Origin of the sequence: Sphingomonas sp. MM-1 (assembly GCF_000347675.2) — a bacterium.
Taxonomy (GTDB): domain Bacteria; phylum Pseudomonadota; class Alphaproteobacteria; order Sphingomonadales; family Sphingomonadaceae; genus Sphingomonas_E; species Sphingomonas_E fennica.
The window spans coordinates 845,907-871,148 of record NC_020561.1 but is presented as its reverse complement, the minus strand read 5'-3'; the positions used below and the strand labels follow the sequence as shown (position 1 = coordinate 871,148).

General features: G+C 67.1%; 22 protein-coding genes. 9 read left to right on the top strand and 13 right to left on the bottom strand.

Annotated elements, in window-relative coordinates; translation table 11 throughout:
- Positions 1-32 precede the first annotated feature (32 nt).
- Positions 33-1,091, top strand: a complete 1,059-nt coding sequence (locus tag G432_RS04175) for an NAD(P)-dependent alcohol dehydrogenase (protein ID WP_015457572.1) — start codon at positions 33-35, stop codon at positions 1,089-1,091.
- Positions 1,092-1,367: 276 nt separating this feature from the next.
- Positions 1,368-2,492 (top strand): oxidoreductase, encoded by a 1,125-nt coding sequence (locus tag G432_RS04170; RefSeq protein WP_015457571.1) that lies wholly within the window; start codon positions 1,368-1,370, stop codon positions 2,490-2,492.
- 18 nt (positions 2,493-2,510) lie between these two features.
- Here the strand turns inward: G432_RS04170 and ggt are convergent, their stop codons facing one another.
- From ggt to G432_RS04150, 4 genes are all read right to left on the bottom strand, one after another.
- Positions 2,511-4,325: a gamma-glutamyltransferase gene (ggt, locus tag G432_RS04165; protein ID WP_015457570.1), complete on the bottom strand. Its 1,815-nt coding sequence runs from the start codon at positions 4,323-4,325 to the stop codon at positions 2,511-2,513.
- 156 nt (positions 4,326-4,481) lie between these two features.
- Positions 4,482-5,330 (bottom strand): N-carbamoylputrescine amidase, encoded by an 849-nt coding sequence (gene aguB, locus G432_RS04160; protein WP_015457569.1) that lies wholly within the window; start codon positions 5,328-5,330, stop codon positions 4,482-4,484.
- Between the two features lie 77 nt (positions 5,331-5,407).
- Complete coding sequence (locus G432_RS04155) at positions 5,408-6,394, bottom strand: agmatine deiminase family protein (protein WP_015457568.1); 987 nt, start codon at positions 6,392-6,394, stop codon at positions 5,408-5,410.
- Between the two features lie 15 nt (positions 6,395-6,409).
- Positions 6,410-8,047: a M28 family metallopeptidase gene (locus G432_RS04150; protein WP_015457567.1), complete on the bottom strand. Its 1,638-nt coding sequence runs from the start codon at positions 8,045-8,047 to the stop codon at positions 6,410-6,412.
- A gap of 155 nt (positions 8,048-8,202) precedes the next feature.
- Here G432_RS04150 and G432_RS04145 point away from each other — a divergent pair, with 155 nt between their 5' ends.
- Together G432_RS04145 and G432_RS04140 are read left to right on the top strand one after the other, a co-directional pair.
- Positions 8,203-10,170: an alpha/beta hydrolase family protein gene (locus tag G432_RS04145; protein ID WP_015457566.1), complete on the top strand. Its 1,968-nt coding sequence runs from the start codon at positions 8,203-8,205 to the stop codon at positions 10,168-10,170.
- A gap of 59 nt (positions 10,171-10,229) precedes the next feature.
- Complete coding sequence (locus tag G432_RS04140) at positions 10,230-11,792, top strand: hypothetical protein (protein WP_015457565.1); 1,563 nt, start codon at positions 10,230-10,232, stop codon at positions 11,790-11,792.
- 108 nt (positions 11,793-11,900) lie between these two features.
- On the opposite strand, the gene rpsD is transcribed toward G432_RS04140, so the two are convergent.
- Positions 11,901-12,515, bottom strand: a complete 615-nt coding sequence (gene rpsD, locus G432_RS04135; RefSeq protein WP_015457564.1) for a 30S ribosomal protein S4 — start codon at positions 12,513-12,515, stop codon at positions 11,901-11,903.
- Positions 12,516-12,755: 240 nt separating this feature from the next.
- Here rpsD and G432_RS04130 point away from each other — a divergent pair, with 240 nt between their 5' ends.
- Entirely contained in the window at positions 12,756-13,058 is a 303-nt protein-coding gene (locus tag G432_RS04130) for a chorismate mutase (RefSeq protein ID WP_015457563.1), read from the top strand.
- Positions 13,059-13,061: 3 nt separating this feature from the next.
- Here the strand turns inward: G432_RS04130 and G432_RS04125 are convergent, their stop codons facing one another.
- The 4 genes from G432_RS04125 to rpiB all read right to left on the bottom strand — a co-directional run bounded on the left by G432_RS04125 (position 13,062) and on the right by rpiB (position 16,585).
- A complete protein-coding gene (locus G432_RS04125; protein ID WP_015457562.1) occupies positions 13,062-14,123 on the bottom strand; it encodes a TrmH family RNA methyltransferase in 1,062 nt (353 codons plus the stop codon).
- Between the two features lie 167 nt (positions 14,124-14,290).
- Positions 14,291-14,755, bottom strand: a complete 465-nt coding sequence (gene nrdR, locus G432_RS04120) for a transcriptional regulator NrdR (protein ID WP_015457561.1) — start codon at positions 14,753-14,755, stop codon at positions 14,291-14,293.
- A 61-nt stretch (positions 14,756-14,816) separates the two neighbouring features.
- Positions 14,817-16,130, bottom strand: coding sequence for a serine hydroxymethyltransferase (glyA, locus tag G432_RS04115; protein WP_015457560.1), 1,314 nt, complete (start codon positions 16,128-16,130; stop codon positions 14,817-14,819).
- Entirely contained in the window at positions 16,127-16,585 is a 459-nt protein-coding gene (rpiB, locus tag G432_RS04110) for a ribose 5-phosphate isomerase B (RefSeq protein WP_015457559.1), read from the bottom strand. Before rpiB ends, glyA begins: the two co-directional genes overlap by 4 nt.
- A 126-nt stretch (positions 16,586-16,711) precedes the next feature.
- Between rpiB and G432_RS04105 the strand changes: the two genes are divergently transcribed.
- Positions 16,712-17,182 (top strand): hypothetical protein, encoded by a 471-nt coding sequence (locus G432_RS04105; protein WP_015457558.1) that lies wholly within the window; start codon positions 16,712-16,714, stop codon positions 17,180-17,182.
- A 55-nt stretch (positions 17,183-17,237) separates the two neighbouring features.
- Here G432_RS04105 and hemA read toward each other — a convergent pair whose 3' ends face one another.
- On the bottom strand, positions 17,238-18,476 hold the full coding sequence (gene hemA / locus G432_RS04100) for a 5-aminolevulinate synthase (RefSeq protein WP_413818411.1): 1,239 nt from the start codon (positions 18,474-18,476) through the stop codon (positions 17,238-17,240).
- Between the two features lie 219 nt (positions 18,477-18,695).
- Positions 18,696-19,493 (bottom strand): glutamate racemase, encoded by a 798-nt coding sequence (gene murI / locus G432_RS04095; RefSeq protein WP_015457556.1) that lies wholly within the window; start codon positions 19,491-19,493, stop codon positions 18,696-18,698.
- A 124-nt stretch (positions 19,494-19,617) separates the two neighbouring features.
- On the opposite strand from murI, the gene plsY reads away from it, so the two are divergent.
- Together plsY and dprA are read left to right on the top strand one after the other, a co-directional pair.
- On the top strand, positions 19,618-20,223 hold the full coding sequence (plsY, locus tag G432_RS04090) for a glycerol-3-phosphate 1-O-acyltransferase PlsY (RefSeq protein WP_015457555.1): 606 nt from the start codon (positions 19,618-19,620) through the stop codon (positions 20,221-20,223).
- Positions 20,224-20,227: 4 nt separating this feature from the next.
- Positions 20,228-21,331 carry a DNA-processing protein DprA gene (gene dprA, locus G432_RS04085; RefSeq protein ID WP_015457554.1) on the top strand — a complete coding sequence of 368 codons (1,104 nt, stop codon included), beginning with the start codon at positions 20,228-20,230 and terminating at the stop codon, positions 21,329-21,331.
- A 17-nt stretch (positions 21,332-21,348) separates the two neighbouring features.
- On the opposite strand, the gene G432_RS04080 is transcribed toward dprA, so the two are convergent.
- Complete coding sequence (locus G432_RS04080) at positions 21,349-21,873, bottom strand: hypothetical protein (RefSeq protein ID WP_015457553.1); 525 nt, start codon at positions 21,871-21,873, stop codon at positions 21,349-21,351.
- 63 nt (positions 21,874-21,936) lie between these two features.
- Positions 21,937-22,434: a GNAT family N-acetyltransferase gene (locus G432_RS04075; RefSeq protein WP_015457552.1), complete on the bottom strand. Its 498-nt coding sequence runs from the start codon at positions 22,432-22,434 to the stop codon at positions 21,937-21,939.
- Positions 22,435-22,531: 97 nt separating this feature from the next.
- Between G432_RS04075 and topA the strand changes: the two genes are divergently transcribed.
- Positions 22,532-25,102: a type I DNA topoisomerase gene (gene topA / locus G432_RS04070; RefSeq protein WP_015457551.1), complete on the top strand. Its 2,571-nt coding sequence runs from the start codon at positions 22,532-22,534 to the stop codon at positions 25,100-25,102.
- Positions 25,103-25,242: the final 140 nt, after the last annotated feature.

The window sequence follows — 25,242 nt, the reverse complement described above, 5'->3', positions numbered from 1 at the left end:
ACCACACATCCACCATCACCCGAGGAGTGAAGATGAAGACCACCGGCTATGCGGCGCTGAACGCCGAGACCCCGCTTGCTCCCTACAGCTTCGACCGTCGCGAGCTTCGTTCCGACGACGTGGCGATCGAGATCCTCTATTGCGGCGTATGCCATTCCGACCTGCACCAGACGCGCAGCGACTGGCCGGGCACCATCTACCCCTGCGTTCCGGGCCACGAGATCGTCGGCCGGGTGATCGAGGTGGGCGGCGACGTGACCCGGCACAAGGTGGGCGATGCCGTCGCGGTCGGATGCCTGGTCGACAGCTGCGGCCATTGCGACCAGTGCCTCGCCCATGAGGAGCAGATGTGCCGCGAGGGCGTGACGCTGACCTATAATGGTCGCGACCGGATCACCGGCGACGTGACCTATGGCGGCTATTCCAAGCATGTCGTGGTGCGCGAGGAGTTCGTGCTTTCCATCCCGGAAGGGCTGGACCTGGCGCGCGCCGCGCCGCTGCTCTGCGCCGGCATCACCACCTATTCCCCGCTGCGCACCTGGAATGCGGGGCCGGGCAGCCGGGTGGGCGTGATCGGCCTGGGCGGGCTAGGCCATATGGCGGTGAAGCTGGCCGCGGGCCTTGGCGCCGACGTGACCGTCATCAGCCGCAGCGACGCCAAGACCGCCGACGCGCTGGCGCTGGGCGCGGACAGGGTGCTGGTTTCGACCGACGCGGAAGCGATGGCGGCCGCCGCCAACGCCTTCGACCTGATCATCGATACCGTGCCGGTGCGGCATGACCTCCGCCCCTATATGCCGCTGCTCGATATCGATGCGACGCTGGTGATCGTGGGCCAGCTGGGACTGGTGGACGAGATCAGCACCCTGCCGCTGCTGATGGGACGGCGGCGGATATCGGGATCGCCCGTGGGCGGCATCGCCGAGACGCAGGAGATGCTGAACTTCTGCGCGAAGAAGAACATCCTGCCCGAATGCGAGATGATCGCCATCCAGGAGATCAACGGCGCGTTCGAACGGATGGAGAAGGCCGACGTGCGCTACCGCTTCGTCATCGACATGGCGACGCTGGAAGGGCCGGCGGCGGCATAGGTTCGCCAATGCGGCGCCGCGCGACCTTGGGGTGCGCGGCGCCGCATTCGTGATGCCCGCCCGGAAGGACGGGTGCCGCGCCAATCGATCTTGCGGCTGGGGCGGCACGATCTTCGAGGGGGATCACCGCTTTCCGGTGGTGATCCACCTTGGGGAGGACGGGAGGTCCCGCCGGTTGACCATGACGATCCCTGGGGGGCCGGATTATGGCGCTATCGGCGGGTCGGGCGTGATCGCCGGCTGGCGATGGCGCTTGCGGCGGATCATAATCCGGCCATGACCGATCCGCTCTTTTCGCCGCTGGCGCTGGGTTCGCTGGCGCTGCCCAACCGCATCGTCATGGCGCCGATGGGGCAGGGCAAGGCGCCCGGCGGCCTGCCGCATCCCGATTATCCCGCTTATTTCCGGCGGCGGGCCGAAGGCGGCACCGGCCTTATCATCAGCGGCGCGACGGCCGTTGGGCAAGACAATGCCGCCTTCGACGAGAATGAGCCGCGCTTCCACGGGGCCGCGCTGGCGACCTGGCAGAAGGCGGCGGAGGCCGTGCACGGGGCCGGCGGGCGGATGATGCCGCAGCTTGCCCATGCCGGCCTGCAGGGCATCGCGCAGGTGCCGCCGCCCTGGCGCGGCATCGGCCCGTCCGGCATCTGGCTGGCGGGGGCCGAGGTGGGCCGGCCGCCAGCGCCGGAGCGGATCGAAGGCCCGCCGATGACCTTGGCGGAGATCGACGCCGTGATCGCGGCCTTTGCCGAGGCCGCCGCCGCCGCCCGGCGCATCGGCTTCGACGGCATCGAGATCCATGGCGCGCACGGCTTCCTGATCGATCAGTTCCTGTGGCACCGCACCAACCGGCGCGACGATGCCTATGGCGCCGATCGCGTGCGCTTCGCGGCCGAGATCGTCGCCGCCTGCCGCAAGGCCGTGGGGCCGGATTTCCCGATCGCGCTGCGCTTTTCCCAGTTCAAGATGACGGATTATGCCGCGAAGCTGGCGGAAAGCCCGGCCGATCTGGAGGCGCTGGTGGTGCCGCTGGCCGATGCCGGCGTCGACATGTTCGATTGTTCGCTGCGCCGTTTCTGGCGGCCGGAATTCGCAGGCAGCGGCCTGAACCTCGCCGGCTGGATCAAGCATATCACCGGCCGTGCCACCATCGCCGGCGGCGGCATCGGCCTGGCGGCGACCGCGCTCGAATATGGGCAGGGGGACGTCTATGGCCGCGTCGCCGAGCCTTCGGACCATTATCTCGACGACGTGCGCGGCCGCATCGATCGCGGCGAATTCGATCTGGTGGCGCTCGGCCGATCGCTGCTGGGCGATCCGGCCTGGCCGGCCAAGGTGCGCGCCGGGGACCATGAATCGCTGCAGCCCTATCGGCCGGAGCTGCTGGCCGGGCTCAACTGAACCCGGCCGGGAAGGCGATCAGTAGGCCAGCGCCACGCCGTCGGCGCGCATCTCGCTTGCCGCCGCATAGACGCGCTCGCCGTTGCGGTCGATCCGCTCGACGCACTGGTAGCGGCCGAAGCCGCCGTCCGACGCCCCGATCTTCCAGCCCATCGCGGCAAGCCGGGTGCGGGTGGCCTCGGGCACGCCCTTTTCCAGCCGCAGCGTGCCGGTGGGGCCTTCGTCGCCCGAATCCTCGCCCATGCTTTCGGACGACCCTTCATGGTGCCAGCGCGGGCTGTCTCCGGCGGCCTGCGCGTCGAGGCCGTAATCGGTGCGGTTGAGGATGATCTGCGTCTGCCCCTGCGGCTGCATGTCGCCGCCCATCACGCCGAAGCTGAGCCAGGGCTTGCCGTCCTTCGTCGCGAAGCCGGGGATGATCGTCTGGAACGGGCGCTTGCCCGGCGCATAGATGTTGGGATGGCCCGGCTGGAAGGAGAAGAGCTGGCCGCGATCCTGGAACATGAAGCCGAGGCCGTCGGCCACCAGCCCCGATCCCATGCCGCGGAAGTTGGACTGGATCATGGAGATCATCAGCCCGTCCTTGTCGGCGCAGGTGAAATAGGTGGTGTCGCCGCGCGACGGCGCCTTGCCGGGCTGCACGTCCGTCATCAGCCGGTCCGGGCGGATCAGTCGCGCGCGCTCCGCCGCATATTCCTTGGAGGCGAGCCACTCCATCGGGACCTTGGCATATTCCGGGTCGGCATAATAACGGGCGCGATCCTCATAAGCGAGGCGCTTGGCCTCCGCCTGCAGGTGGATCGACAGCGCCGACTGGAAGCCCGCGCCGGCCATGTCGAAATGCTCGAGGATGTTGAGCATCTGCAGGGTGGCGAGGCCCTGGGTATTCTCGCCGATCGCCTGCACGCCGATGCCGCGATAGGTGGTTTCCAGCGGCCTGGTCCATTTCGCCTGATGGGCGGCGAGGTCCGCGCGGGTCATCCAGCCGCCGATGCGCCGGAAATAACGCTCGATGGTGTCGGCGATCGGGCCGTCATAGAAGGCGTCGCGCCCGCCCTGGGCAATCAGGCGATAGGTGCGGGCGAGATCGGGGTTGCGGAAGGGATCGCCCTCCTTCGGCGCGGCGCCGTTCGGCATCCACACCTTGCGGGCATTGTCCACTTCCTCGATGCCGGCGCCGGGCTTGGTGAAATTGGCCATGGCCCGGCCGATATAATAAGCGATCATCGGCGCCACCGGCACGCCGCCTTCCGCCATCGCGATCGCGGGCTCGAACAGCTCCGCCCATTTCAGCTTGCCGTGGCGCTGGTGGAGCGTCCACCAGCCGGCGACCGTGCCGGGCACCGAGACCGAGGCGGCGCCATAAGCCGGCAGGTGGCCGTTCTTCGTGCGCGACTGGGCGATATCGAAGGTCAGCGCGCGGGGCGACCGGCCGGAGCTGGCGAGGCCATCGACCTTGCCCTGCTTCGGGTCCCACAGCAGCGCGTAGAGATCGCCGCCCACGCCGCAGGCGGTCGGCTCCAGAAAGCCCAGGCAGGCGTTGATCGCGATGGCGGCATCGACGGCGGAGCCGCCCTTCTTCAGGATTTCGATGCCCGCTTGCGTGGCCAGCGGCTGCGCGGAGCCGGCGGCGCCCGAAAGCCCGTAGACCACCGAGCGCGAGGCGAAGCTCGCCCCGACCGGGCGATCGCCGCCATGCACGTCCGGCCGATCGAACCGCACCTCGCCCGGCGTCCAGATCGGCGCGGGGACGGGGGAGGGCGCTTGCGCCCGCAGCATGGCGGGGGCAGCGGCGGCGGCGGGAATGGCGGCAAGGAATGTGCGGCGGCGCATGGACGGCTTTCCTGAAAGGGCTTGGACCCGAATGGGATAGCCGAGCGCTCGCCGGGAATCGACTCCCCTCCGCATGCCGGCAGGCGGTTTGCCGATCGGGGGAGGGGCCGATGGTGCCGCCGGTGCCGTTCTGCCGGCGGCAGCCGTTCTTGTCCGTCAGATATCCTGGGCGAGGCGGCCGTAAAGGTCCGGCCGGCGATCGCGGAAGAAGCCGAAGGCGGCGCGGTGGCGCTTCACGCGATCGAGATCGAGCGTGGCGGTGAGCACGCCGGTTTCGCTCGCGCCGAATTCGGCCACCAGATCGCCGCGCTCGTCGGCGATGAAGCTGTGGCCGTAGAAGGTCATCGCCCCTTCGGTGCCGATGCGGTTGGATGCGATCACCGGCACCACGTTCGACACGGCATGGCCGATCATCGCCCGGCGCCAGAGGCGGCTGGTGTCGAGATCGGGATCGTGCGGCTCGTTGCCGATCGCGGTGGGGTAGAAGAGCAGCTCCGCCCCCATCAGCATCATCGTGCGCGCGGTTTCGGGATACCATTGGTCCCAGCAGATGCCGACGCCCAGCGTGGCATGATCGGTCGGCCACACCTTGAAGCCGGTGTTGCCGGGCCGGAAGTAGAATTTCTCCTCATAGCCCGGCCCGTCGGGGATGTGGCTCTTGCGATAGACGCCGGCCACCTTGCCGTCCGGCCCGATCATGGCGAGGCTGTTATAATGATGCGGGCCGTCCGCCTCGAAGAAGCTGGTCGGGATATGGACCTTCAGCTCCTCCGCCAGCTTGCGCATCGCCAGCACCGCGGGATGGCGATCGGTGGGCCTGGCGCGGGCGAACAGGCCCTCATCCTCGACCTGGCAGAAATAATGGCCCTCGAACAGCTCGGGCGGAAGGATGACCTGCGCGCCCTCGGCCGCCGCCTCGCGCACGAGTTCGGACACGGCGGCGATGTTGGTATCGACATCGTCGCTGAGCGCGAGCTGGAGGGCGGCAACGGTCACTTCGGTCATCAAAGGGTCTCCACGGGCGGCGGGCTCAGATAAGGATGCGGGGCCGCGAAGCCAAGGCCGGGGCCGCCGCGCCCATTTTAGGGGCTGGGCACCTGCTGGCTGATGCAGTGCAGGCTGCCGCCGCCGGTCAGCACATGATCGGCGCGGATGCCGATCGCCCTGCGGCCGGGGAAGAGCGCGCCGAAGGCGGCCACGGCGGCATCGTCATTGGCGGCGCCATAGACGGGAACCACCACGGCGGCATTGCCGACATAGAAGTTCATATAGGATGCCGGCACGATCGCCCCGTCCCGCTCGACCTTGCCGGGGGAGGGGACGCCGACCACCTCGAGCCCGAAGGCGCGGGCGCGGGCGGCTGCATCGCGATAGACCGCCTCGTTCGGATCGTCCGCCGTCGGCTCCGGTATGGCGATCCGCCCTTCGCCCACGAAGCGGGCGAGGTTGTCGACATGGCCGTCGGTATGATCGTTGAGCAGGCCGCTGCCCAGCCACAGCACGCGATCGAGCCCGAGATCCGCCTTCAGCCGCGCCTCGATATCGCCGCGCGACAGATAGGGGTTGCGGTTGGGATTGAGCAGGCACTGCTCGGTCGTCACGACCAGCCCGGTGCCATCCACGTCGATGGCCCCGCCCTCGAAGATCCAGTCGCACGCCTTCACCGGGAAGCGCGCGGCCTCCGCCAGCGTGCGGCCCACGGTATCGTCGTTCGGCAGGTCATATTTGCCGCCCCAGCCGTTGAAGCGGAAATCGAGCGCGGTCGGCACGCCGCCGGCGCTGTCGTGCACGATGATCGGCCCGGTATCGCGCAGCCAGATATCCCCGAACGGGGCCACCACCACATCGACATTGGGGCCGGCCGAAGCCAGCGCCGCCTTGGCGGCCGTCTTGTCCGCCGCGACCAGCACGACGCGCTCGCCCGCGCCATCGGCGTCCACCGCGCGGGCGAAGGCGATCACCTCCTCGCGCGCCGGCTCCAGATCGTCCTCCCAAAGTTCCGGATGGCTGGGAAAGCCGATCCAGACGCGGTCGTGGCGGGCCCATTCGGGCGGTTGACGATAGGTCATCGGTTCTGCCTTGCCTTACTTGCCGGCGCGAGACTTGTCGCGGACGGCGCGGAACTCCGCCGTGGGATACCAGTTGGGCCAGGCATCCGAATCCGCCAGCTCGCGACCGATAGTATAGAAAAGCTTCAGGTCGGAGACCGCGCCGGACCAATCCCAATTGGGATCATATTCGTCCTTCGGCCCGTGATAGCGGTTGGTGATATAATCGGCCGCCAGCTTGCTGCCGCGCTCGCGCCCGCCATTCACCAGATCCTCGCCGCTTTCGAAATAGATCATCGGCACGCCGAGCTTGGCGAAGCTGAAATGATCCGAACGGTAATAATAGCCCTTTTCCGGCGTCGGTTCGGGCACCAGCACGCGGTTCTCGCCCACGGCGGCGCGCTTCAGATAATCCTCCAGCTCGGACTTGCCGGGGCCGACGACGACGATGTCGTTGGTCTTGCCGATCACGTTCAGCGAATCCATGTTCACGCCGCCCACCGTCCGGGCCAGCGGGTAGATGGGATTGGCGGCATAATATTCGGAGCCGAGCAGGCCCGATTCCTCCGCCGTCACCGCCAGGAACACCACCGACCGATCCGGCTGGCCGCCCGCCTTATAGGCTTCGGCCAGCGCGACGAGGCCGGCGGTGCCGGAGGCGTTGTCCACCGCGCCGTTGCAGATATTGTCGCCGTCCACCGGCTCGCAGATGCCGAGATGGTCCCAGTGCGCCGAATAGAGCACATATTCGCCGGGACGCTTCTTGCCGGGGATGATGCCGACGACATTCTTCGATTTCTGGCGGCGGATCGACTGGTCGAACGACAGCGACGCCTTCATCCCCGTGAAGGGGACGGCGTGGAAGCCCTTTTGCCCGGCGGCGGCGACCAGCGCGTCATAATCCTGGCCGGCGGACGCGAAGATGCGGCGCGCGGCATCGTTGGTGATCCAGCCGGCGGCGGCCGACTGGTCCATATGGTTGCCCGGCTCGTCGAAGCCGAGCTTGCCGCCGCTGTTGGAGGAGACGACGACGTTGAAGCCGTAGGCCGCGGGCTCGGTATCGTGGATGATGATCGCGGCCGCCGCGCCCTGACGGGCGGCTTCCTCATATTTGTAGGTCCAGCGGCCATAATAGGTCATCGCCCGGCCGCCGAAGGGGCCATCCAGCGACTGCATCTTCCAGTCCGGATCGTTGATCAGGATCAGGACGGTCTTTCCCTTGACGTCCAGCCCGGCATAGTCGTTCCAGCCGCGTTCCGGCGCGTTGATGCCATAGCCCACGAACACGATATCGCTGCCCGCGACGTCGATCCGGGGCTGCACCTGGTAGGACCAGGTGATGTGATCGGTCTTGTAATCCAGCGTGATCGGCGTCTTGCCGCCGGTGATGCTGATCGGGAAGGCCGCGTTGGGCGTCAGCTCCACCAGCGGCACGTCCTGATACCAGCTTCCCTTGTTGCCCGGCTTCAGCCCCGCCCTGGCGAAGCGATCGGCGATATAGGCCACCGTCTTGTCCTCCGCCGGCGTCGCGGGCGCGCGGCCCTGGAAGCTGTCGTTGGAAAGCGTCCTGGTGATGTCCTTCAGCGTCTCGACATTGATGGCCGGCACGGGGGCGGCGGCAGCGGCCGTGGCGACCGACAGGGCAAGGAGCGAAGCGGCAAGGGCGAAGCGCATATCGTTATCCCGGGTAATGATGTTGCGTGCCTCATGGCAGCGCTACGGCCGGCGGGCAAGGGTGGGGCGGGAAAGGGAAAAGCGAACCAGATGGCGGCTTGTTTCTTTACCGAGAGGAGATAAATGCGAAGAGGGGAATATATACGGGGGGATCGATGCTGCGTTGTTCTGCGCCTATACTTGGCGCCATGTTCTTTTGTGGGGTTGCGTCGGCGCAGACGCTGCCGCCGGAAGCGGCTTTCGGCGCGCGCGAAGGGGTAAGCGGCGCGTCGCTTTCCCCGAATGGGGAGCGTGTCGCTTTTCTTGCCCCCGGTAAGGGGCAGAGCAATGCGCTCTTTACCGTGCCGATAGATGGAAGCGCACCGCCCACGCGCGCGCTACTTGCCAGCGGCAATCCCGAACGGATTTCACGCTGCGATTGGGTTTCGGACAAGCGGTTGGCGTGCCAGATATATTCGGTTCAGCGCGGCGCCGGCCAGGTCGTCAACACCAGTTCCATGATAGCCATCAACATCGACGGCAGCGATCCCAAGCTGCTTTCGCGTCGGACAAACGGAGATGCGCTATATTTCAATGGGTTCGGTGGAACGATCGTGGACTTGCTGCCGGGGCAGGACGGAGCGGTGCTGATAGGCCGCGCCTATGTTCCCGAAGCTAGGATCGGAAAGCTCGTCGAAAGCCGCCTCGAAGGCTTCGGTGTCGATCGGGTGGATACGACCACCCTGGCTTCGAAGAGGGTCGTCAATCCCATGCGGGATGCCTCGGAATTCATCACGGACGGCCTCGGCACGGTACGGATAAAGGGTGCATGGGAACTCAAGGGTGATGGCTACACCACGGGTGTCACGCGCTATTCCTACCGGTTGGCAGGCCAGGATGGGTGGAAGGATCTGGGGGAGTATAATTCCCTGACCCGCCAGGGCTTCAACCCCTATGCCGTCGATCCCGAGGAAAATGCCGCTTATGGCTTCATGAAGAATAACGGTCGACTGGCTCTATACAAGCGATCGCTGGACGGTTCTCTACGTGACCAACTGGTTTTCAGCCATCCAGAGGTGGATGTGGATGGTCTGATCCGGCTCGGTCGGAAGAGGCGGATCGTGGGTGTGTCCTTCGCAACGGACCATCGCCAGGCGGTTTATTTTGACGAAAACCTTAATAAGCTCGCCGACGGCTTGAGCAAGGTTTTGCCAAAACAACCAAAAATCAATTTCGAAAGCGAAAGCGCCGATGGACGGAAGCTGCTGATCTGGGCCGGCGGCGATACCGATCCAGGCCAATATTACCTGTTCGATCGAGGCACCAAGCAGCTGCGGCCCTTGATCCTGAGCCGGCCCGAACTGGCGGATTATCCGTTGGCGCCCATGCGATCGGTTCAGGTGCGGGCTGCCGATGGGACGTTGATACCGGCCTATCTGACGCTGCCGGTCGGATCTTCGGGCAAGGGCCTGTCGGCCATCGTGATGCCGCATGGAGGGCCGGGCGCGCGTGACGAATGGGGCTTCGATTGGATGGCGCAATATTACGCCAATCGCGGCTATGCCGTTCTTCAGCCCAATTTCCGCGGCTCGACCGGCTATGGCGATGAATGGTTTCGTAATAACGGCTTCCAATCCTGGAAGATTGCCATTGGCGACGTGGTGGACAGCGGGCGATGGCTGGTATCCGAAGGTATCGCCGACCCGAAGAAGCTTGCGGTGCTCGGCTGGTCCTATGGCGGCTATGCCGCGCTCCAGTCCGGCGTGCTCGCGCCGGATCTCTACAAGGCGATCGTGGCCATTGCGCCGGTCACCGACCTTAACGGTCTGAAGGAGCAGTATCGCAACACCGCAACCTTTGTGGAGATACAGCGATTTGTCGGAAACGGCCCTCATATCCGCGAGGGATCGCCCGCCCAGAACGCTGCGGCGATCCGTGCGCCGGTGATGCTGTTTCATGGAGATGTGGACAGCAATGTGGAGGTGCAGGCTTCCAGGCTGATGGCGGACCGGCTGACGGACGCCGGAAAGAAGCCTGAGCTCGTAATCTATCCGGCGCTCGACCATGATCTCGAAGACTCAGCGGTTCGTGCCGATATGCTCGGGAAGAGCGATGCATTCCTCCGAAAAGCGATGGGAATGTAAATATGGGCGGCGATCACGGCATCAGAACGAAACGGTCAGTCCGGCGTGCGTGGTCTCTGTTGGCGCTGCTGGCGGCGGGGCTTTCCTCCGGCACGGCCCATGCCGCCTGGCTGAAGGCCGAGACGGAGCATTTCCGCATCTACAGCGAAGGCGGCGAGGCGCAGTTGCGGACCTTTGCCTCGAAGCTGGAGGATTATGACCGTATCCTCAGGCTGGTAACGGGAACGAAGCTGCCGCCGGCGCCCGGCAAGCTCGACATCTATCTGGTCGGCAGCAACGCGGACCTGCGCCAGGTCCGCCCGGTCAGCGCCAGCGTGGCCGGCTTCTATTCGGCGACACCGGGCGCGATCGCGGCCTTCGCGATCCGCAGGGATCGTGGGGGGCTGGATGGCGACGAAGTGCTGCAGCACGAATATACGCACCATTTCATGCTGCAATATTACCCGATGGGTTATCCCGCCTGGTATGTCGAAGGCTTTGCCGAATATATGATGACGGCCGACATATTGGAGAAGGAGTTCCATGTCGGCCGTTACAATGCGGGGCGCGGCTATATGCTGGTGAACGCCCCATGGCTGCCGGTCCAGCGCATTCTGGACGGCAATGCGGAGGGCCTGAACAGTCTCCAGATGGCGCAATTCTATGCGCAGAGCTGGCTGATAACCCACTGGATGTTCGGGCAGAAAAAGCATCTGCAATTGAAGCGTTATCTGGCGGCCCGCAACAGCGGCGAAGACAGCCAGGCGGTCTTCCAGCGCGAATTCGGCATGAACTATGCCGAATTCACCAAGGCCCTGAAGACATATGTGTCGAGGCCGCTCACCTATTTGAAAATAGGTCGGCCGGAGGATTGGGGGCCTGCCTCCGTCACGATCACGGCCCTGCCCAAATCGGCGGACGACCTGCTGTTGCCCGGCGCGGGCATATCGCTGGGGATCGATGAGGAGCGTGGCAGGCCGATGCTGGCGCGGGTGCGCAAGGCGGCCGCCGCTTTTCCGGGCGATCGGCTGGCGATGGCGACGCAGGCGGAGATCGAGCTGGACGTTGGCGATGTCGCCACCGGCCGGACGCTTGCGGAAAAGCTGGTGGCCGGCGAGGGCGCGCAGGACGCCCATTCGCTGTTCCTGCGGGGCTATGCCGATCTCTCCGCTGCCCGGAAGCTGGAAGGCCAGGCGCGCGCGCCGCTTTACGATAGCGCCCGGAAGTGGTTCGTCCGGGCCTTCAAGGCGGACAAATATTATGTGCCGGCGCTCTGGGCCTATGTGGAAACCCGATCGCTGGAGCCATTGTCCGATAACGATCTGAACGTCCTGCTCGAAGCGCAGCGGCTTGCCCCGCAGGTGGACGAACTGCGCGGGAGCGCGGCCGTCGCCCTGATGCAGAAACGCTATTTCGACGAGGCGGCGCGCATGATCGAGCCGCTGGCCGCCGATCCGCACGGCGGCGGCTCGGCAGCGCGGGCGCGTGCGTTGCTCGCCATGGCGAAGAAGCATGAGCCCTTGTCCGGCGCGGTGCAGTCCTGGGAAGGGCTGGCCACGACGGCGGAGGCCGATGCCGGCGATGAGGGGACGGACAAGAGCCCCGCGCCGCAGGACAAGGCCAAGGCGCCGCCGGCCGGTTGAGAGAGGCGGCGGGCGGGAGCCGCCTGCTCGCGGCCGTCCATCACCAGCAAACAAAAAGGGCGGCCCCGATCGGGACCGCCCTTTTTGCTCGAGCGATGGAACGCCGGATCAGCGCGAATAGAATTCGACGACCAGGTTCGGTTCCATCTTCACCGGATAGGGCACTTCGTCGAGCGAGGGCACGCGGACGAAGGTGACCTTGGCGGCGCCGTCGGCGGCCACATATTCCGGGATGTCACGCTCGGACAGGCTCTGCGCTTCGAGCACGAGGGCCATTTCCTGCGCCTTCTTGCCCAGCGTGATCTCGTCGCCCGGCTTCACGAGACGCGAGGCGATGTTGCACTTCACGCCGTTCACATAGACGTGGCCGTGGCTGACGAGCTGGCGGGCCGAGAAGATGGTCGGCGCGAACTTGGCGCGATAGACCAGCGCGTCCAGGCGGCGCTCCAGCAGGCCGATCAGGTTCTGACCGGTGTCGCCCTTCATGCGCGACGCCTCGATATAGGCCTTCTTGAACTGCTTTTCGGTGACTTCGCCGTAATAGCCCTTCAGCTTCTGCTTGGCTTTGAGCTGGATGCCATAGTCGGACATCTTGCCCTTGCGGCGCTGGCCGTGCTGGCCGGGGCCGTATTCGCGGCGGTTCACCGGGCTCTTCGGGCGGCCCCAGATGTTCTCGCCCATGCGGCGATCGATCTTGTACTTGGCGCTGTTGCGCTTCGACATGTCACTTCCTTCAATTGCTACAGGGTCGGCCATCCGCTTGGGGACGGCCTCGTTCCCGGTATCGCCTGCACGGATCGGATCCGGCAGGGCCACCGCTTCACCGGGATGCGGGGCCAATCGCGAAGCGGCGCCTATGGCGGGATGGTGCCGGCGAGTCAAGTTCGGCGGGGCGGGGCAGGGCCTCGCGCGTTCCGCACCGGCGGATTTCCCTCCGCCCCCAAATCGATCTAGGGAGGCGGCATGACCGACATACTCGCTCCCGAAGACTGCACGACCATGATCGAGGTCCGCGCCGGCGTCGATGCGCTCGACGAACAGATCGTCACGCTGCTCGGCCGGCGCATGCGCTACATGGACGCCGCCGCCCGCATCAAGACGACGCGCGGCGCCGTGCGCGACGAAGCCCGCAAGGCGCAGGTGATCGACAATGCCGCCGCCGTGGCCGCGCGCGTGGGCGTGCCGCCCGCTCTGGTGCGCGCGCTCTACGAACAGCTCGTCGAAGGATCGATCGCCTACGAATTCGACAAGTTCGACGCGCGCTGAGCGTCAGCGCGGCCGGGGCTTGGCGAGCGCGCTGAGCACGCCGCGCATGGTGCGCACCTCCTGCGCGGTCCAGGCCGGCTTGGTCAGCATGGTGCGCAGCGTGCGCCTGGTCGCGGGCACGCGATCGGGCGGGAAGAAATAGCCCGCCCCGTCCAGCATGGCTTCGAGCTGGCCGATCATGCCGTCGAGGTCGCCCTGCGGGGCCGGGGGATCGAGGTCCGTCGCGGGCGGGGAGGCGAGCGCCTGGCCCTTCGACCATTCATAGGCGACCAGGATCACCGCCTGGGCGAGGTTCAGGCTGCCGAATTCCGGGTTGATCGGCACCGTCAGGATCGTGCGGGCGACCGCCACGTCATCGGTTTCCAGCCCCGAACGTTCCGGCCCGAACAGGATCGCGGACCGGCCGGGCTCGCCATGGATGGCGCGGGCCGCTTCCTCCGGCGTCACCACAGGCTTGGTCACGCCGCGCTTGCGCACGGTGGTGGCATAGACATGCGCGCAATCCGCCACCGCATCGGCGACGCTCTCATAGACCTTCGCATCGGCCAGCACGATATCCGCGCCGGACGCGGCCGGGCCGGCATCGGGATTGGGCCACCCGTCGCGCGGGGAGACCAGCCGCATCTCGGCTAGCCCGAAGTTCAGCATGGCGCGCGCCGCCTTGCCGATATTTTCGCCAAGCTGCGGGCGGACGAGGACGATGACGGGGGGCGGAGCGGATTCCCCGCCATTTTCCCGCTCATCCCGAGGAGAGGCTGAGCCTGGCGAAGCCTCGTCTCGAAGGGGCGTTCCGCCGCGCGCCAGCATGCGGATCGCTTCCCAGTCGCCCCGGATCAGGGCTTCCTTCTTCGCGCGCGACCATCCCTTGATCTGCTGTTCGACCGCGAAGGCCTGATCGCGATCGGCAAAGCTTTCCGACCAGACCAGTTCCACGGGGCGCCGGTTCGCGGTGTAGCCGGGGATCCCGCCCGATTGGTGCTGCGCGAGGCGGGTGTCCAGATCGTCGGTATGGCCGACATAATAGCTGCCGTCCGAGCAGCGGAGGAGATAGGTGTGGAAGGTCAAGGCATGTCCTTCGATACGGGCCTTCGCCGAGGCTCAGTCCCTACTCAGGATGAGCGGGTGGGGGAAGCGGGCGATCCTTCGAGACGAGGCTTCAAAAGGTCGGCCTCCCCCTCGGGATGGGCGAAGCAAGGGATGGGCGGGCGGCAAGGGGGAAGCGAAAGAAACTCCTATCCGTCCTTGCCCGCCTCCGCCACCGCGCCGGCGAAATCCTCGAAGTCCTTGGCCTCGGTGAAGTCCTTATAGACGCTGGCGAAGCGGATATAGGCCACGCTGTCCATCGCCTTCAGCCCGTTCATCACCATCCCGCCGACCTGGGCGGCGGCGACTTCGCTTTCGCCGCTGGTTTCGATCTGGCGCTGGATGGCGGAGACCAGCCGGTCGATCCGGGCGGGATCGATCGGGCGCTTGCGGCAGGCGACGCTGATCGACTGGGCCAGCTTGTCGCGATCGAACGGTTCGCGGCGGCCGTCGCTCTTGATGAGCGTCAGCTCGCGCAGCTGGATGCGCTCGAACGTGGTGAAGCGCGCGCCGCAGCCTTCGCACTGGCGCCGGCGACGGATCGCCGCCCCATCCTCGCTGGGGCGGCTGTCCTTCACCTGGCTGTCTTCATGGCCGCAGAACGGGCAGCGCATTATCGCGCCCTCCAGGCGAGCGGCATCAGCCCGCACCCCCACCCGCGAGAGCGGATCGAACTCACTGGGCGGGGTAGATCGGGAAGCGGGCGCAGAGCGCCTCGACCCGGGCCTTGACCGCGGCTTCCACGGCCGGATCGCCGTGCTCGCCCTTGGTGCGCAGGCCTTCGAGCACGTCGGCGATCATGTCCGCGATCTCGCGGAATTCGGCCGGGCCGAAGCCGCGCGTGGTGCCGGCCGGCGTGCCGACGCGGATGCCCGAGGTCTTGACCGGGGGCAGCGGATCGAAGGGGATGCCGTTCTTGTTGCAGGTGATCGACGAACGCTCCAGCGCCTCGTCCGCATCGCGGCCGGTGACGCCCAGCGGGGTCAGATCGACCAGCGCCAGATGCGTGTCGGTGCCGCCGGAGACGATCTCCGCGCCGCGTTCCTTCAGGCGGGCGGCCAGCACCTTGGCGTTTTCGACCACCGCCTTGGCATAGCTCTTGAATTCGGGCTGGAGCGCCTCGCCGAACGCCACCGCCTTGGCGGCGATCACGTGCATCAGCGGGCCGCCCTGCAGGCCGGGGAAGACGGCCGAGTTGATCTTCTTGGCGATCGCCTCGTCATCGGTCAGCACCATGCCGCCGCGCGGTCCGCGCAGCGTCTTGTGCGTGGTGGTGGTGACGACATGGGCGTGGCCGAAGGGCGTGGGGTGCACGCCGCCCGCCACCAGGCCGGCGAAGTGCGCCATGTCGACCATGAAATAGGCGCCCACCTCGTCCGCGATCGCGCGGAAGCGGGCGAAATCGATGTGGCGCGGATAAGCGGAGCCGCCGGCGATGATCAGCTTCGGCTGATGCTCCCTGGCCAGCGCCTCGACCTGATCGAAATCGATGAGGTGATCGTCGCGGCGCACGCCATATTGCACGGCATTATACCATTTGCCCGAAAGCGCCGCCTTGGCGCCGTGGGTCAGGTGGCCGCCGGCATCGAGGCTGAGGCCCATGATCGTGTCGCCCGGCTTGGTGAGCGCCAGCATCACCGCGCCATTGGCCTGCGCGCCCGAATGGGGCTGCACATTGGCGAAGCCGCAGTTGAAGAGCTGCTTGGCGCGCTCGATCGCCAGCGTTTCCACCACGTCGGAGGGCGCGCAGCCCTGATAATAGCGCTTGCCCGGATAGCCTTCGGCATATTTGTTGGTGAAGACGGAGCCCTGCGCTTCCAGCACCGCGCGGGACACGATGTTTTCCGAAGCGATCAGCTCGATCTGGTTCTGCTCGCGCGACAGTTCCTGGCGGACGCCGCCGAACACGGCCGCATCGGCATCGGCGAGGCCACGGGTGAAGAAGCCGTCGGGCTGGACCTCCGACAGGGATGCGGGGTTGGTGCTCATGCTGGCTCCTTGGCGAATGCGGGGTTGGAAAGCTTGTCGATGCGGCGCTGGTGGCGGCCGCCTTCGAACGGGGTGGCGAGGAAGGCGGATACGCAATCCTTGGCGGTATCGACGCCGATCAGCCGCGCCCCCATGGCGATGATGTTCGCATCATTATGCTGGCGCGAAAGGCGGGCGGAAAGATTGTCCGAAACGAGCGCGCAACGCACCGCCGGGTTGCGGTTCACCGCGATCGAGATGCCGATGCCTGATCCGCATAGCGCGATGCCCCGCGCGGCGCGGCCGCCGGCCACGGCTTCGGCCAGGGCATAGCCATAATCGGGATAGTCGACCGAATCCGCCGTTGCGGGGCCAAGGTCGATCACCTCATGGCCCTGCTCGCGCAGCCATTGGGCGAGCGCGGCCTTCAGGTCGATGGCGGCGTGATCGGATGCGATGGCGATTGTCTCGGCCATGATACGGGTTCCGGATTGAGTCGAATGGCGGCTATCTAGGGGCTCGGGCGGCGAAACGCCACCTGCCATGTTGCCAAGTCGCGATCCGTGCGTTGGAAGGGCATCCACCATCAAGGGAGCTTGCCGATGAAGCCCACCATCATGATTCTTGCCTGCGCCATGCTTGCCGCCTGCGGACCGGCGACCAAGCCGGCGGATGTCGATGCCGGCGGGGCGGACGCGGCCGGCAATGCGATCCTGCCGGCGGAACCGGACATGGCCCCCGGCAATGCCGTGGCGGACCCCGGCATCGGCAATGCCGCCGTCGCCTCGACGCTGCCGACCGCCGCGTGGATCGGCAAATGGGTGGGCGTGGAAGGGCTGGCGCTGGAGATCGAGCCGGGACCGGAGGAGGGGATATATGCCCTCAAGGTCACGCTGCTGGACGGCACCAACAATTATGTCGGCACCGGCGCCGGCGAGACGATCCACTTCACCCGCGACGGCAAGGAGGAAGTGATCCGCAAGGCGACCGGGGATGAGACCGGCCTCAAATATCTGGCCGGCAAGAAGGATTGCCTGATGATCCGGCAGGGCGAAGGCTTCTGCCGCGATTGACGATCGCGGCCGGAGGGAGAAGCGGGCCGGCGCGCCGGCCGCTTGCCCCGATGCGTCAGGCCGCGAGCCGAAGTTCGATCCGGTCCCAGATTTCGAGCAGCGCGGACGTCAGGTCGCGCATCATCGCCTCGTCATGCTGCGGGCCGGGCGTGAAGCGCAGCCGTTCCGTGCCGCGCGGCACGGTGGGATAATTGATCGGCTGCACATAGACGCCATATTCGGCGAGCAGGATGTCGCTCACCCGCTTGGCCTTCACCGGATCGCCCACCATCAGCGGCACGATATGGGTGGTGGATTCCATCACCGGCAGGCCGGCTTCGCGGAACATCGCCTTCAGCATCGCGGCGGCGGCCTGCTGGCCGTCGCGCTCCTCCGAGGAGGATTTGAGATGGCGGATGCTGGCGAGCGCGCCGGCCACCAGCACGGGCGAGAGCGAGGTGGTGAAGATGAAGCCCGGCGCATAGCTGCGGATCACGTCGATGATCGTGCGATCGGCCGCGATATAGCCGCCCATCACGCCGATCGCCTTGGCCAGCGTGCCTTCGACGATCGTCAGCCGGTGGGCCGCGCCCTCGCGATCGGCGATGCCGCCGCCGCGCGGGCCATACATGCCGACGGCGTGCACCTCGTCCAGATAGGTCAGCGCGTTATACTTGTCCGCCAGATCGCAGATCGCATGGATGGGGGCGACGTCGCCTTCCATCGAATAGACGCTTTCGAAGGCGATCAGCTTGGGGGCCTCGGGGTCTTCGGCGGCCAGCAGCTCTTCCAGATGGGCGAGGTCGTTGTGGCGGAACACCCGCTTCTCGCAGCCCGAATTGCGGATGCCCGCGATCATCGAGGCGTGGTTCAGCTCGTCCGAGAAGATGATGCAGCCGGGCAGCACCTTGCCCAGCGTCGAAAGCGTGGCATCGTTGGAAACATAGCCGGAGGTGAAGAGCAGCGCGGCTTCCTTGCCGTGCCAGTCCGCCAGCTCATTCTCCAGATCGATATGGTAATGCGTGTTGCCGCCGATATTGCGGGTGCCGCCCGAACCAGCGCCCACATCGTGCAGCGCCTCTTCCATGGCGGTGATCACCTTGGGGTGCTGCCCCATGGCGAGATAATCGTTGGAGCACCAGACGGTGATCGGCTTCGGCCCATTATGGCCGGCGAAGCAGCGCGCGTTGGGAAAAGCGCCCTTGTTGCGCAGGATATCGATGAAAACCCGGTAGCGGCCCTCCGCATGGAGCCTGTCGATCGCATCCGCAAAAACGCGCTGATAGTCCAAGGAACCTACTCCCCCGGGGGCCATCGCCCTCGAAATATGCGGGCGCTTCTAGGGAAGCTCGCCCACTTTTTCCAGCGCGAACGGTTCGCAACTGGCGGCCATATGTGCAGCGATGCTGCGCACATGGCGGTTAACATCCCGCGACCGGGCACGCGATCATGGCCGAAACATAGGATGGCGGGGCCGGGATGTGTAGCGCAAAGCCCCGTTTTCGCTGATCGTTTCCCCCGATAAGCGGCGAGATCAGAGGAAGCGGATATCTTCCAGCCCATGGGCGGCGAGGCCGGCGACGAGGCCGGCCGGAACCTCGAACGGGGCGGTGAACAGGGCGATGCCCGGCGGGGGCGATTGCGGCCATTCCTGCCCCTCGGTCAGGTGGGCGATGCGCCGGGCGATGCCGTCGCCGCCATGGACGAAGGCCAGCGGGCGCGGCGATGCGGCGGCAAGCTCCGCCTCCACCAGCGGGAAATGGGTGCAGGCCAGCACCACGGTATCGATCCGGTCGCCGCCCGGCTGATCGACGAGGCCGGCCATCACCTCGGCATAGTCGGCCGCTGCCGTGGGCTCGCCGCGCAGCTTCGCCTCGGCCAGCTCGACCAGCCGGGCCGATCCGTGGCGCAGCACCAGGCAATCGCCCGCGAAGCGCGCGGAAAGATCGTCGACATAAGGCTGGCGCACCGTGGCATTGGTGCCGAGCACGCCGATCGCGCGGGTGCGGGACTGTTCGGCGGCGGGCTTGATCGCCGGGACCGTGCCGACCACGGGCAGGTCGAGCGCGGCGCGCACCGCGCCCAATGCGATGGTGGAGGCCGTGTTGCAGGCGATCACCACCAGCCGGGGATTGTAACGCTCCACCAGCCGGCCCAGCAGGGCGGGCACGCGTGCGGCGATCTCCGCCTCGCTCTTCGTGCCATAGGGGAAGCCGCCATTGTCGGCGGCATAGACGATGGGCGCGCGGGGCAGCAGCCGGCGCGTGGGCGCGAGGACGGATAGCCCGCCCACGCCCGAATCGAAGAAGAGGAGGGGGCGGTCGTCGCTCATGCCCGCCTCATAAGGGCAAAGGGCGCGATGGGGAATCGTCCCTCGCCCGAGGGAGGGAATGTGACGGAAATCTTGCGTAAGGCACGGCAGCGCTTATTGTCGCCGCACAACGACAGGGTGGTGTGTGCTTTCTGAAACCTGGCTTTGGCCGCTGATTGCCCTGCTGGGCGGATATCTGCTGGGGTCCATCCCGTTCGGCGTGCTGCTGACGCGCGCGGCGGGCGCTGGCGACCTGCGCCAGATCGGATCGGGCAATATCGGCGCCACGAACGTGCTGCGCACCGGCCGGAAGGGGCTGGCGGCGCTCACCTTGCTGCTGGATGGCGCCAAGGGCGCGGCGGCGGTGCTGATCGCGGCCGCGATCTCGCCCGATCTCGGCGCGCCGGCGGCGGCGGGCGCCTTTTTCGGCCATCTCTATCCGGTGTGGCTCGGCTTCCGGGGCGGCAAGGGGGTGGCGACGCTGCTGGGCATCGCGCTGGCGCTGCTGTGGCCGGCGGGGATCGCCTTCGCGGTGGTGTGGATCGGCGCGGCGCTGATCAGCCGTTATTCCTCCGTCGGCGGCATGGCGGCGGCCTGCATGCCGCCGGTGGTCGCCGCCGTGATGGGGCAGTTTCCGCTGGTGCTGCTGTTCCTGGCCTTCGCGCTGATGGTGCTGTGGAAGCATCGCGGCAATCTGGAACGGCTGCTGGCGGGCACCGAACCGCGCATCGGCGCCAAATCCGCCGGCTGAAGCGATGGCGGACGGCGCCGATCCCGCGATCGAGGAAGATCGCATCGCCCGGCTCCGGCTGATCCGTTCCGCCAATGTCGGCCCCGTCACCTACCATCAGCTGCTCCAGCGTTTCCGCCGGCCGCAGGATGCGCTGGATGCCTTGCCCGATCTCGCCCGGCGCGGGGGCGGGCGGGAAATCCGCGTGGCGGGCCGCGCCGAGGTGGAGCGCGAGGTGCAGCGCGTCGCCGCGCTCGGCGCGCGATACCTGTTCCGGGGCATCGGCCTCTATCCGCGCCACCTGGCGGAGATCGAGGCCGCGCCGCCGGCCCTGATCGTGAAGGGGCGGCTGGCGCTGCTCGACCGGCCGATGGTGGCGATGGTGGGCGCGCGCAATGCCAGCGCGCTCGCCATCCGCTTCGCCCGCCAGCTTGGCCATGAGCTGGCCGATGCCGGTGCCACGGTGGTTTCGGGGCTGGCGCGCGGGATCGATGCCGCCGCCCATGCCGGGGCGCTGGAAGGCGGCACGGTGGCGGTGATCGCGGGCGGCATCGACATCACCTATCCTCCGGAAAATGCCGCATTGCAGGCGGATATCGCCGAACGCGGCCTGCTGGTGGCCGAACAGCCGCCGGGGCTGGAGCCGCGCGCCCGGCATTTCCCCTATCGCAACCGGATCATCGCCGGGCTCGCCGCCGGCACGGTGGTGGTGGAGGCCGCGCCCAAATCGGGATCGCTGATCACCGCGCGCTATGCCGCCGATTATGGCCGCGAGGTGATGGCCGTGCCCGGCTTCCCCCTCGATCCGCGCGCGCAGGGCTGCAATTTGCTGATCCGCGAGGGCGCGACCCTCGTCCAGTCCGCCGCCGATATCATGGAAGCGCTCCGCCCGATCGCGGATGGCGTGGCGGCTCCGCGCCAGCCTTATGCCGTGCCGCCGGCCGCGATCGATGCCGACGATCGCGATCGCCGCGCCGTCACCGGCCTGCTCGGCCCGTCGGCGGTTCCGGTGGACGAGCTGATCCGCCTGTCCGGCCTAGCGCCCGCCGTCGTCCAGCTGGTGCTGCTGGAACTGGAGCTGGCGGGCAGCCTGCAACGCCATGCCGGCGGACGGGTGAGCCTGGGCTGAGGCCGGCCCGCGCGCTTTCAGCCGCGCTTGTCCTTTGCCGCCTGCGCCTTCCTGGTCGCCTGCGATGTGCTGCCGATACGGCTGCCGGCGATATGCGATTTGCCGCGCTTGCTGGGGATGGCGCGCGCGCCCTTGCCGGCGGTGGGGCTGTTGGCGGGGCGGGCGAACTCCTCACCCGATTTGCGCAGCGCCAGGGCCCGCTTGGCCGATTCCGTCATGGCCTGGCGCCCCTCGATCTTGCGCAGCCGGCTGAATTCGCTGTTCACCCGCTTCAGCGCGTTGGCGAACACCTGCTTGCGCCTGGCCGGCTGATCGGCCGTGCCGGGAAAGCTCGTGCCGCGCGCTTCGGCCTTGCCGCGTATCTCGCGCAGCTTCTGGCGGAGCAGCGTGCGTTCCCGATCGCGCAGGGCCCGCAATCGCGTCCGCATATCCTGCAGCTCCTCCCGCGTCAGATCGTGGATGGCGGGATGGTGCGTCTTCGCGATCAGCTGGCCATCCTCATGGTCGAGCAGGCTGAGCTCGGCCTTGTGCGGTACGGACATGAATCCCTCCGGTGCCATGGCTTCCGGGAGGCGTAACCCTTCGGCGCCGGAAACGATCCGGGGTCAGCCCGGCGCGTCCAGCCGCAGGTAGATGCTGTCGCACCAGCCGATATGGGTGTGATAGGTCCGTTCCGCGCGGCCCGCCTCGTAGAAGCCGAGGCCGGCGAGCATCCTGAGCGAGCCGATGTTGCGCGGATCGACGTCCGCGACCAGATGGTCCACGTCCGGCCGGCGGAAGACATGAGCGACGAACCCGCTCAGCGCCTCCCGGCCGAGGCCCAGCCCCCAATGATCGGGGTGGAGGATATAGCCGATCTCCGGCAGCCGGAACGCGCCCGCCTTGCCGATCACCCGGCCGTCGCGCACGACCACGAAATCCTCGCTTTCCTCCGCCGGTGACTGGATCATCGCGGCCAGCCATGCCTCGGTTTCCGCGCGCGTGGCATGGGGCGGCGTCGACCAGTAGCGCATGGCCCGATCGTTCGAGAGAATGGCGTGCAGCGCATCGACATCCTCCGGGCGGGCGCGGCGCAGCAGCAGGCGTTCGGTGGCGATCTCCATGAGGCGGTCATATCCCTGGGCTGAAACTGCGTGCTTGACGAAGGGCAAGGCGGGTCTCCACCTTTACGCGTACACATACGAGGAACAACCAGAACCCATGAAGCTCGTCGTCGTTGAATCGCCCGCCAAGGCGAAGACCATCGAGAAATATCTCGGCCCCGGCCATCGCGTGCTGGCATCCTATGGCCATGTCCGCGATCTGCCGGCGAAGGACGGATCGGTCGATCCGGACAACGGCTTCGCGATGGAGTGGGAGGCCTATGCCGACAAGACCCGCCAGCTGAAGGCGATCGCGGACGAGGCGAAGGATGCCGACACCCTGATCCTCGCGACCGACCCCGATCGCGAGGGCGAGGCGATTTCGTGGCATGTGCAGGAGGTGCTGAGGAAGCGCCGAGCGCTGCCGCAGGATGTGCGCCGCGTCACCTTCAACGCCATCACCAAGCCGGCCGTGCTGGATGCGATGGCGCATCCCCGCGCGCTGGATGAGGATCTGATCGACGCCTATCGCGCGCGGCGCGCGCTGGATTATCTGGTCGGCTTCACGCTTTCGCCGGTGCTGTGGCGCAAGCTGCCGGGCGCGAAATCGGCGGGCCGCGTGCAATCGGTGGCGCTGCGCCTCGTCGTCGATCGCGAACGCGAGATCGAGGCGTTCAAGCCGCAGGAATATTGGTCCGTCACCGCCGACATGGAGCAGGACGGCGTGCCCTTCGTCACGCGCCTCGTGCGCTGGAAGGGCGAGAAGATCGATCGGCTTACGATCGGCAACCAGGGCGATGCCGAGGCGGCGAAGAAGGATGTCGAGGCCGGCCGCTTCGCCGTCGCCTCGGTCGAGACCAAGCCGCTCACTCGCAATCCCCCGCCGCCCTTCACCACCTCCACCCTCCAGCAGGAGGCGGCGCGCAAGCTGGGCTTTTCCGCCAGCCACACCATGCGGGTGGCGCAGAACCTCTATGAGGACGGCGCCATCACCTACATGCGAACCGACGGCGTGCAGATGGACGGCGGCGCGATCTCGGCCGCGCGCAGCGCGATCGCCGATCGCTACGATGCGTCCTACGTGCCGGACAAGCCCCGCCAGTATCAGGCGAAGGCCAAGAACGCGCAGGAAGCGCACGAGGCGATCCGGCCCACCGATTTCAGCAAGGACCGCGTGGGCACCGGCGATCACGCGCGGCTGTACGATCTGATCTTCAAGCGCGCGCTGGCGAGCCAGATGGCGTCCGCGCGGCTGGAACGGACCACGGTGGAGCTGGTGGACGGCAGCGGCAGCCACGGGCTCCGCGCGACCGGGCAGGTCGTGCTCTTCCCCGGCTATCTCGCGCTCTACGAGGAAGGCCGCGATGACGAGGGCGACGAGGACAGCAAGCGCCTGCCGCGCATGAAGGAAGGCGATGCGCCGGCCAAGAAGGCAGTGCAGGCCGAACAGCATTTCACCCAGCCGCCGCCGCGTTATTCGGAGGCGAGCCTCGTCAAGAAGATGGAGGAGCTCGGCATCGGCCGGCCTTCCACCTATGCCTCGATCCTGCAGACGCTGAAGGATCGCGAATATGTGACGCTGGAGAAGAATCGCTTCATCCCGCAGGAAAGCGGCCGGCTGGTCACGTCCTTCCTGGAGCGCTTCTTCGATCGCTATGTCAGCTACGATTATACCGCCGGGCTGGAGGAGAGCCTGGACGATATCTCCGGCGGCCGGGCGGAATGGCAGAAGGTGCTGGAAGCCTTCTGGCGCGATTTCAAGCCCAAGACCGTCGAGGTGATGGAGCAGAAGCCGTCCGAGGTGACGGCGGCGCTGGACGAGTTCCTCGGGCCGTATCTGTTCCCCGACAAGGGCGACGGCAGCGATCCCCGGCTGTGCCCGGCCTGCCATGAGGGCCGGCTCAGCCTGCGCGGTGGCCGCTTCGGCGCGTTCATCGCCTGCTCCAACTATCCCGAATGCAAATATACCCGCCGTTTCGCGCAGAAGGGCGGGGCGGACGAGGGCGAGGATAGCGGCCCCGTCACCCTCGGCACCGATCCCGCGACCGGGCTGGAGGTGACGAAGCGCAGCGGCCGGTTCGGGCCTTATGTCCAACTCGGCGACGGCAAGGACGCCAAGCGCGGATCGATCCCCAAGGATATCCCGGCCGAGGATTTCGGGCTCGACTGGGCGTTGAAGCTGCTGTCGCTGCCGCGCGAGATCGGCCTGCACCCGGAAACCGGCAAGCCGATCACCGCCTCGATCGGCCGTTACGGCCCCTATCTGGCGCATGACGGCAAATATGGCCGGCTGTCGTCCACCGCCGAGGTGTTCGAAACCGGCATGAACGCGGCCGTCGTGAAGCTGGCGGAAGCGGCGGCCGGCGGCGGCCGTTCGCGCGGCGCCTCCCGCGAGCCGCTGAAGATGTTCGGCGCGAACCCGGAAACGGGGGCGGAGGTGAAGCTGATGGAAGGCCGCTTCGGCCCCTATGTGACCGACGGCACCACCAACGCCACCCTGCCCAAGAGCACCGATCCCGCGACGCTCACGCTGGAAGGGGCCCTGGCCCTTCTCGCCGAACGCGCGGCCAAGGGGCCGGCCAAGGGCAAGAAGAAGGCGGCGCCGAAGAAGGCGGCCGCCAAGACGGCCGCGCCCAAGAAGGCGGCGGCGAAAAAGGCGCCGGCGAAGAAGAAGGTGGAAAAAGCCTAGGCTGCGGGTTGGGATTGGCGGCAGCGTCGGCAGGGATGCCGGCAATGCTGCCATTGCCGCACACAAGCTCCATCGTCACCCCGGCCCAGGTCCGGGGTGACGGTGGGGGAGTTGCCTGCCATTTCCTCCGAATCCCTCGC

What these genes read in the sequence shown, in the direction of transcription:
- topA (WP_015457551.1), top strand. Translation starts at nt 22,532, where the DNA reads ATGAAGCTCGTCGTCGTTGAATCGCCCGCCAAGGCGAAGACCATCGAG.
- rpsD (WP_015457564.1), bottom strand. Translation starts at nt 12,515, where the DNA reads ATGTCGAAGCGCAACAGCGCCAAGTACAAGATCGATCGCCGCATGGGC.
- glyA (WP_015457560.1), bottom strand. Translation starts at nt 16,130, where the DNA reads ATGAGCACCAACCCCGCATCCCTGTCGGAGGTCCAGCCCGACGGCTTC.
- dprA (WP_015457554.1), top strand. Translation starts at nt 20,228, where the DNA reads ATGGCGGACGGCGCCGATCCCGCGATCGAGGAAGATCGCATCGCCCGG.
- hemA (WP_413818411.1), bottom strand. Translation starts at nt 18,476, where the DNA reads ATGGCCCCCGGGGGAGTAGGTTCCTTGGACTATCAGCGCGTTTTTGCG.
- G432_RS04145 (WP_015457566.1), top strand. Translation starts at nt 8,203, where the DNA reads ATGCTGCGTTGTTCTGCGCCTATACTTGGCGCCATGTTCTTTTGTGGG.
- G432_RS04170 (WP_015457571.1), top strand. Translation starts at nt 1,368, where the DNA reads ATGACCGATCCGCTCTTTTCGCCGCTGGCGCTGGGTTCGCTGGCGCTG.
- G432_RS04130 (WP_015457563.1), top strand. Translation starts at nt 12,756, where the DNA reads ATGACCGACATACTCGCTCCCGAAGACTGCACGACCATGATCGAGGTC.
- aguB (WP_015457569.1), bottom strand. Translation starts at nt 5,330, where the DNA reads ATGACCGAAGTGACCGTTGCCGCCCTCCAGCTCGCGCTCAGCGACGAT.
- G432_RS04075 (WP_015457552.1), bottom strand. Translation starts at nt 22,434, where the DNA reads ATGGAGATCGCCACCGAACGCCTGCTGCTGCGCCGCGCCCGCCCGGAG.
- murI (WP_015457556.1), bottom strand. Translation starts at nt 19,493, where the DNA reads ATGAGCGACGACCGCCCCCTCCTCTTCTTCGATTCGGGCGTGGGCGGG.
- nrdR (WP_015457561.1), bottom strand. Translation starts at nt 14,755, where the DNA reads ATGCGCTGCCCGTTCTGCGGCCATGAAGACAGCCAGGTGAAGGACAGC.
- G432_RS04105 (WP_015457558.1), top strand. Translation starts at nt 16,712, where the DNA reads ATGAAGCCCACCATCATGATTCTTGCCTGCGCCATGCTTGCCGCCTGC.
- G432_RS04175 (WP_015457572.1), top strand. Translation starts at nt 33, where the DNA reads ATGAAGACCACCGGCTATGCGGCGCTGAACGCCGAGACCCCGCTTGCT.
- G432_RS04155 (WP_015457568.1), bottom strand. Translation starts at nt 6,394, where the DNA reads ATGACCTATCGTCAACCGCCCGAATGGGCCCGCCACGACCGCGTCTGG.
- ggt (WP_015457570.1), bottom strand. Translation starts at nt 4,325, where the DNA reads ATGCGCCGCCGCACATTCCTTGCCGCCATTCCCGCCGCCGCCGCTGCC.
- G432_RS04080 (WP_015457553.1), bottom strand. Translation starts at nt 21,873, where the DNA reads ATGTCCGTACCGCACAAGGCCGAGCTCAGCCTGCTCGACCATGAGGAT.
- rpiB (WP_015457559.1), bottom strand. Translation starts at nt 16,585, where the DNA reads ATGGCCGAGACAATCGCCATCGCATCCGATCACGCCGCCATCGACCTG.
- G432_RS04150 (WP_015457567.1), bottom strand. Translation starts at nt 8,047, where the DNA reads ATGCGCTTCGCCCTTGCCGCTTCGCTCCTTGCCCTGTCGGTCGCCACG.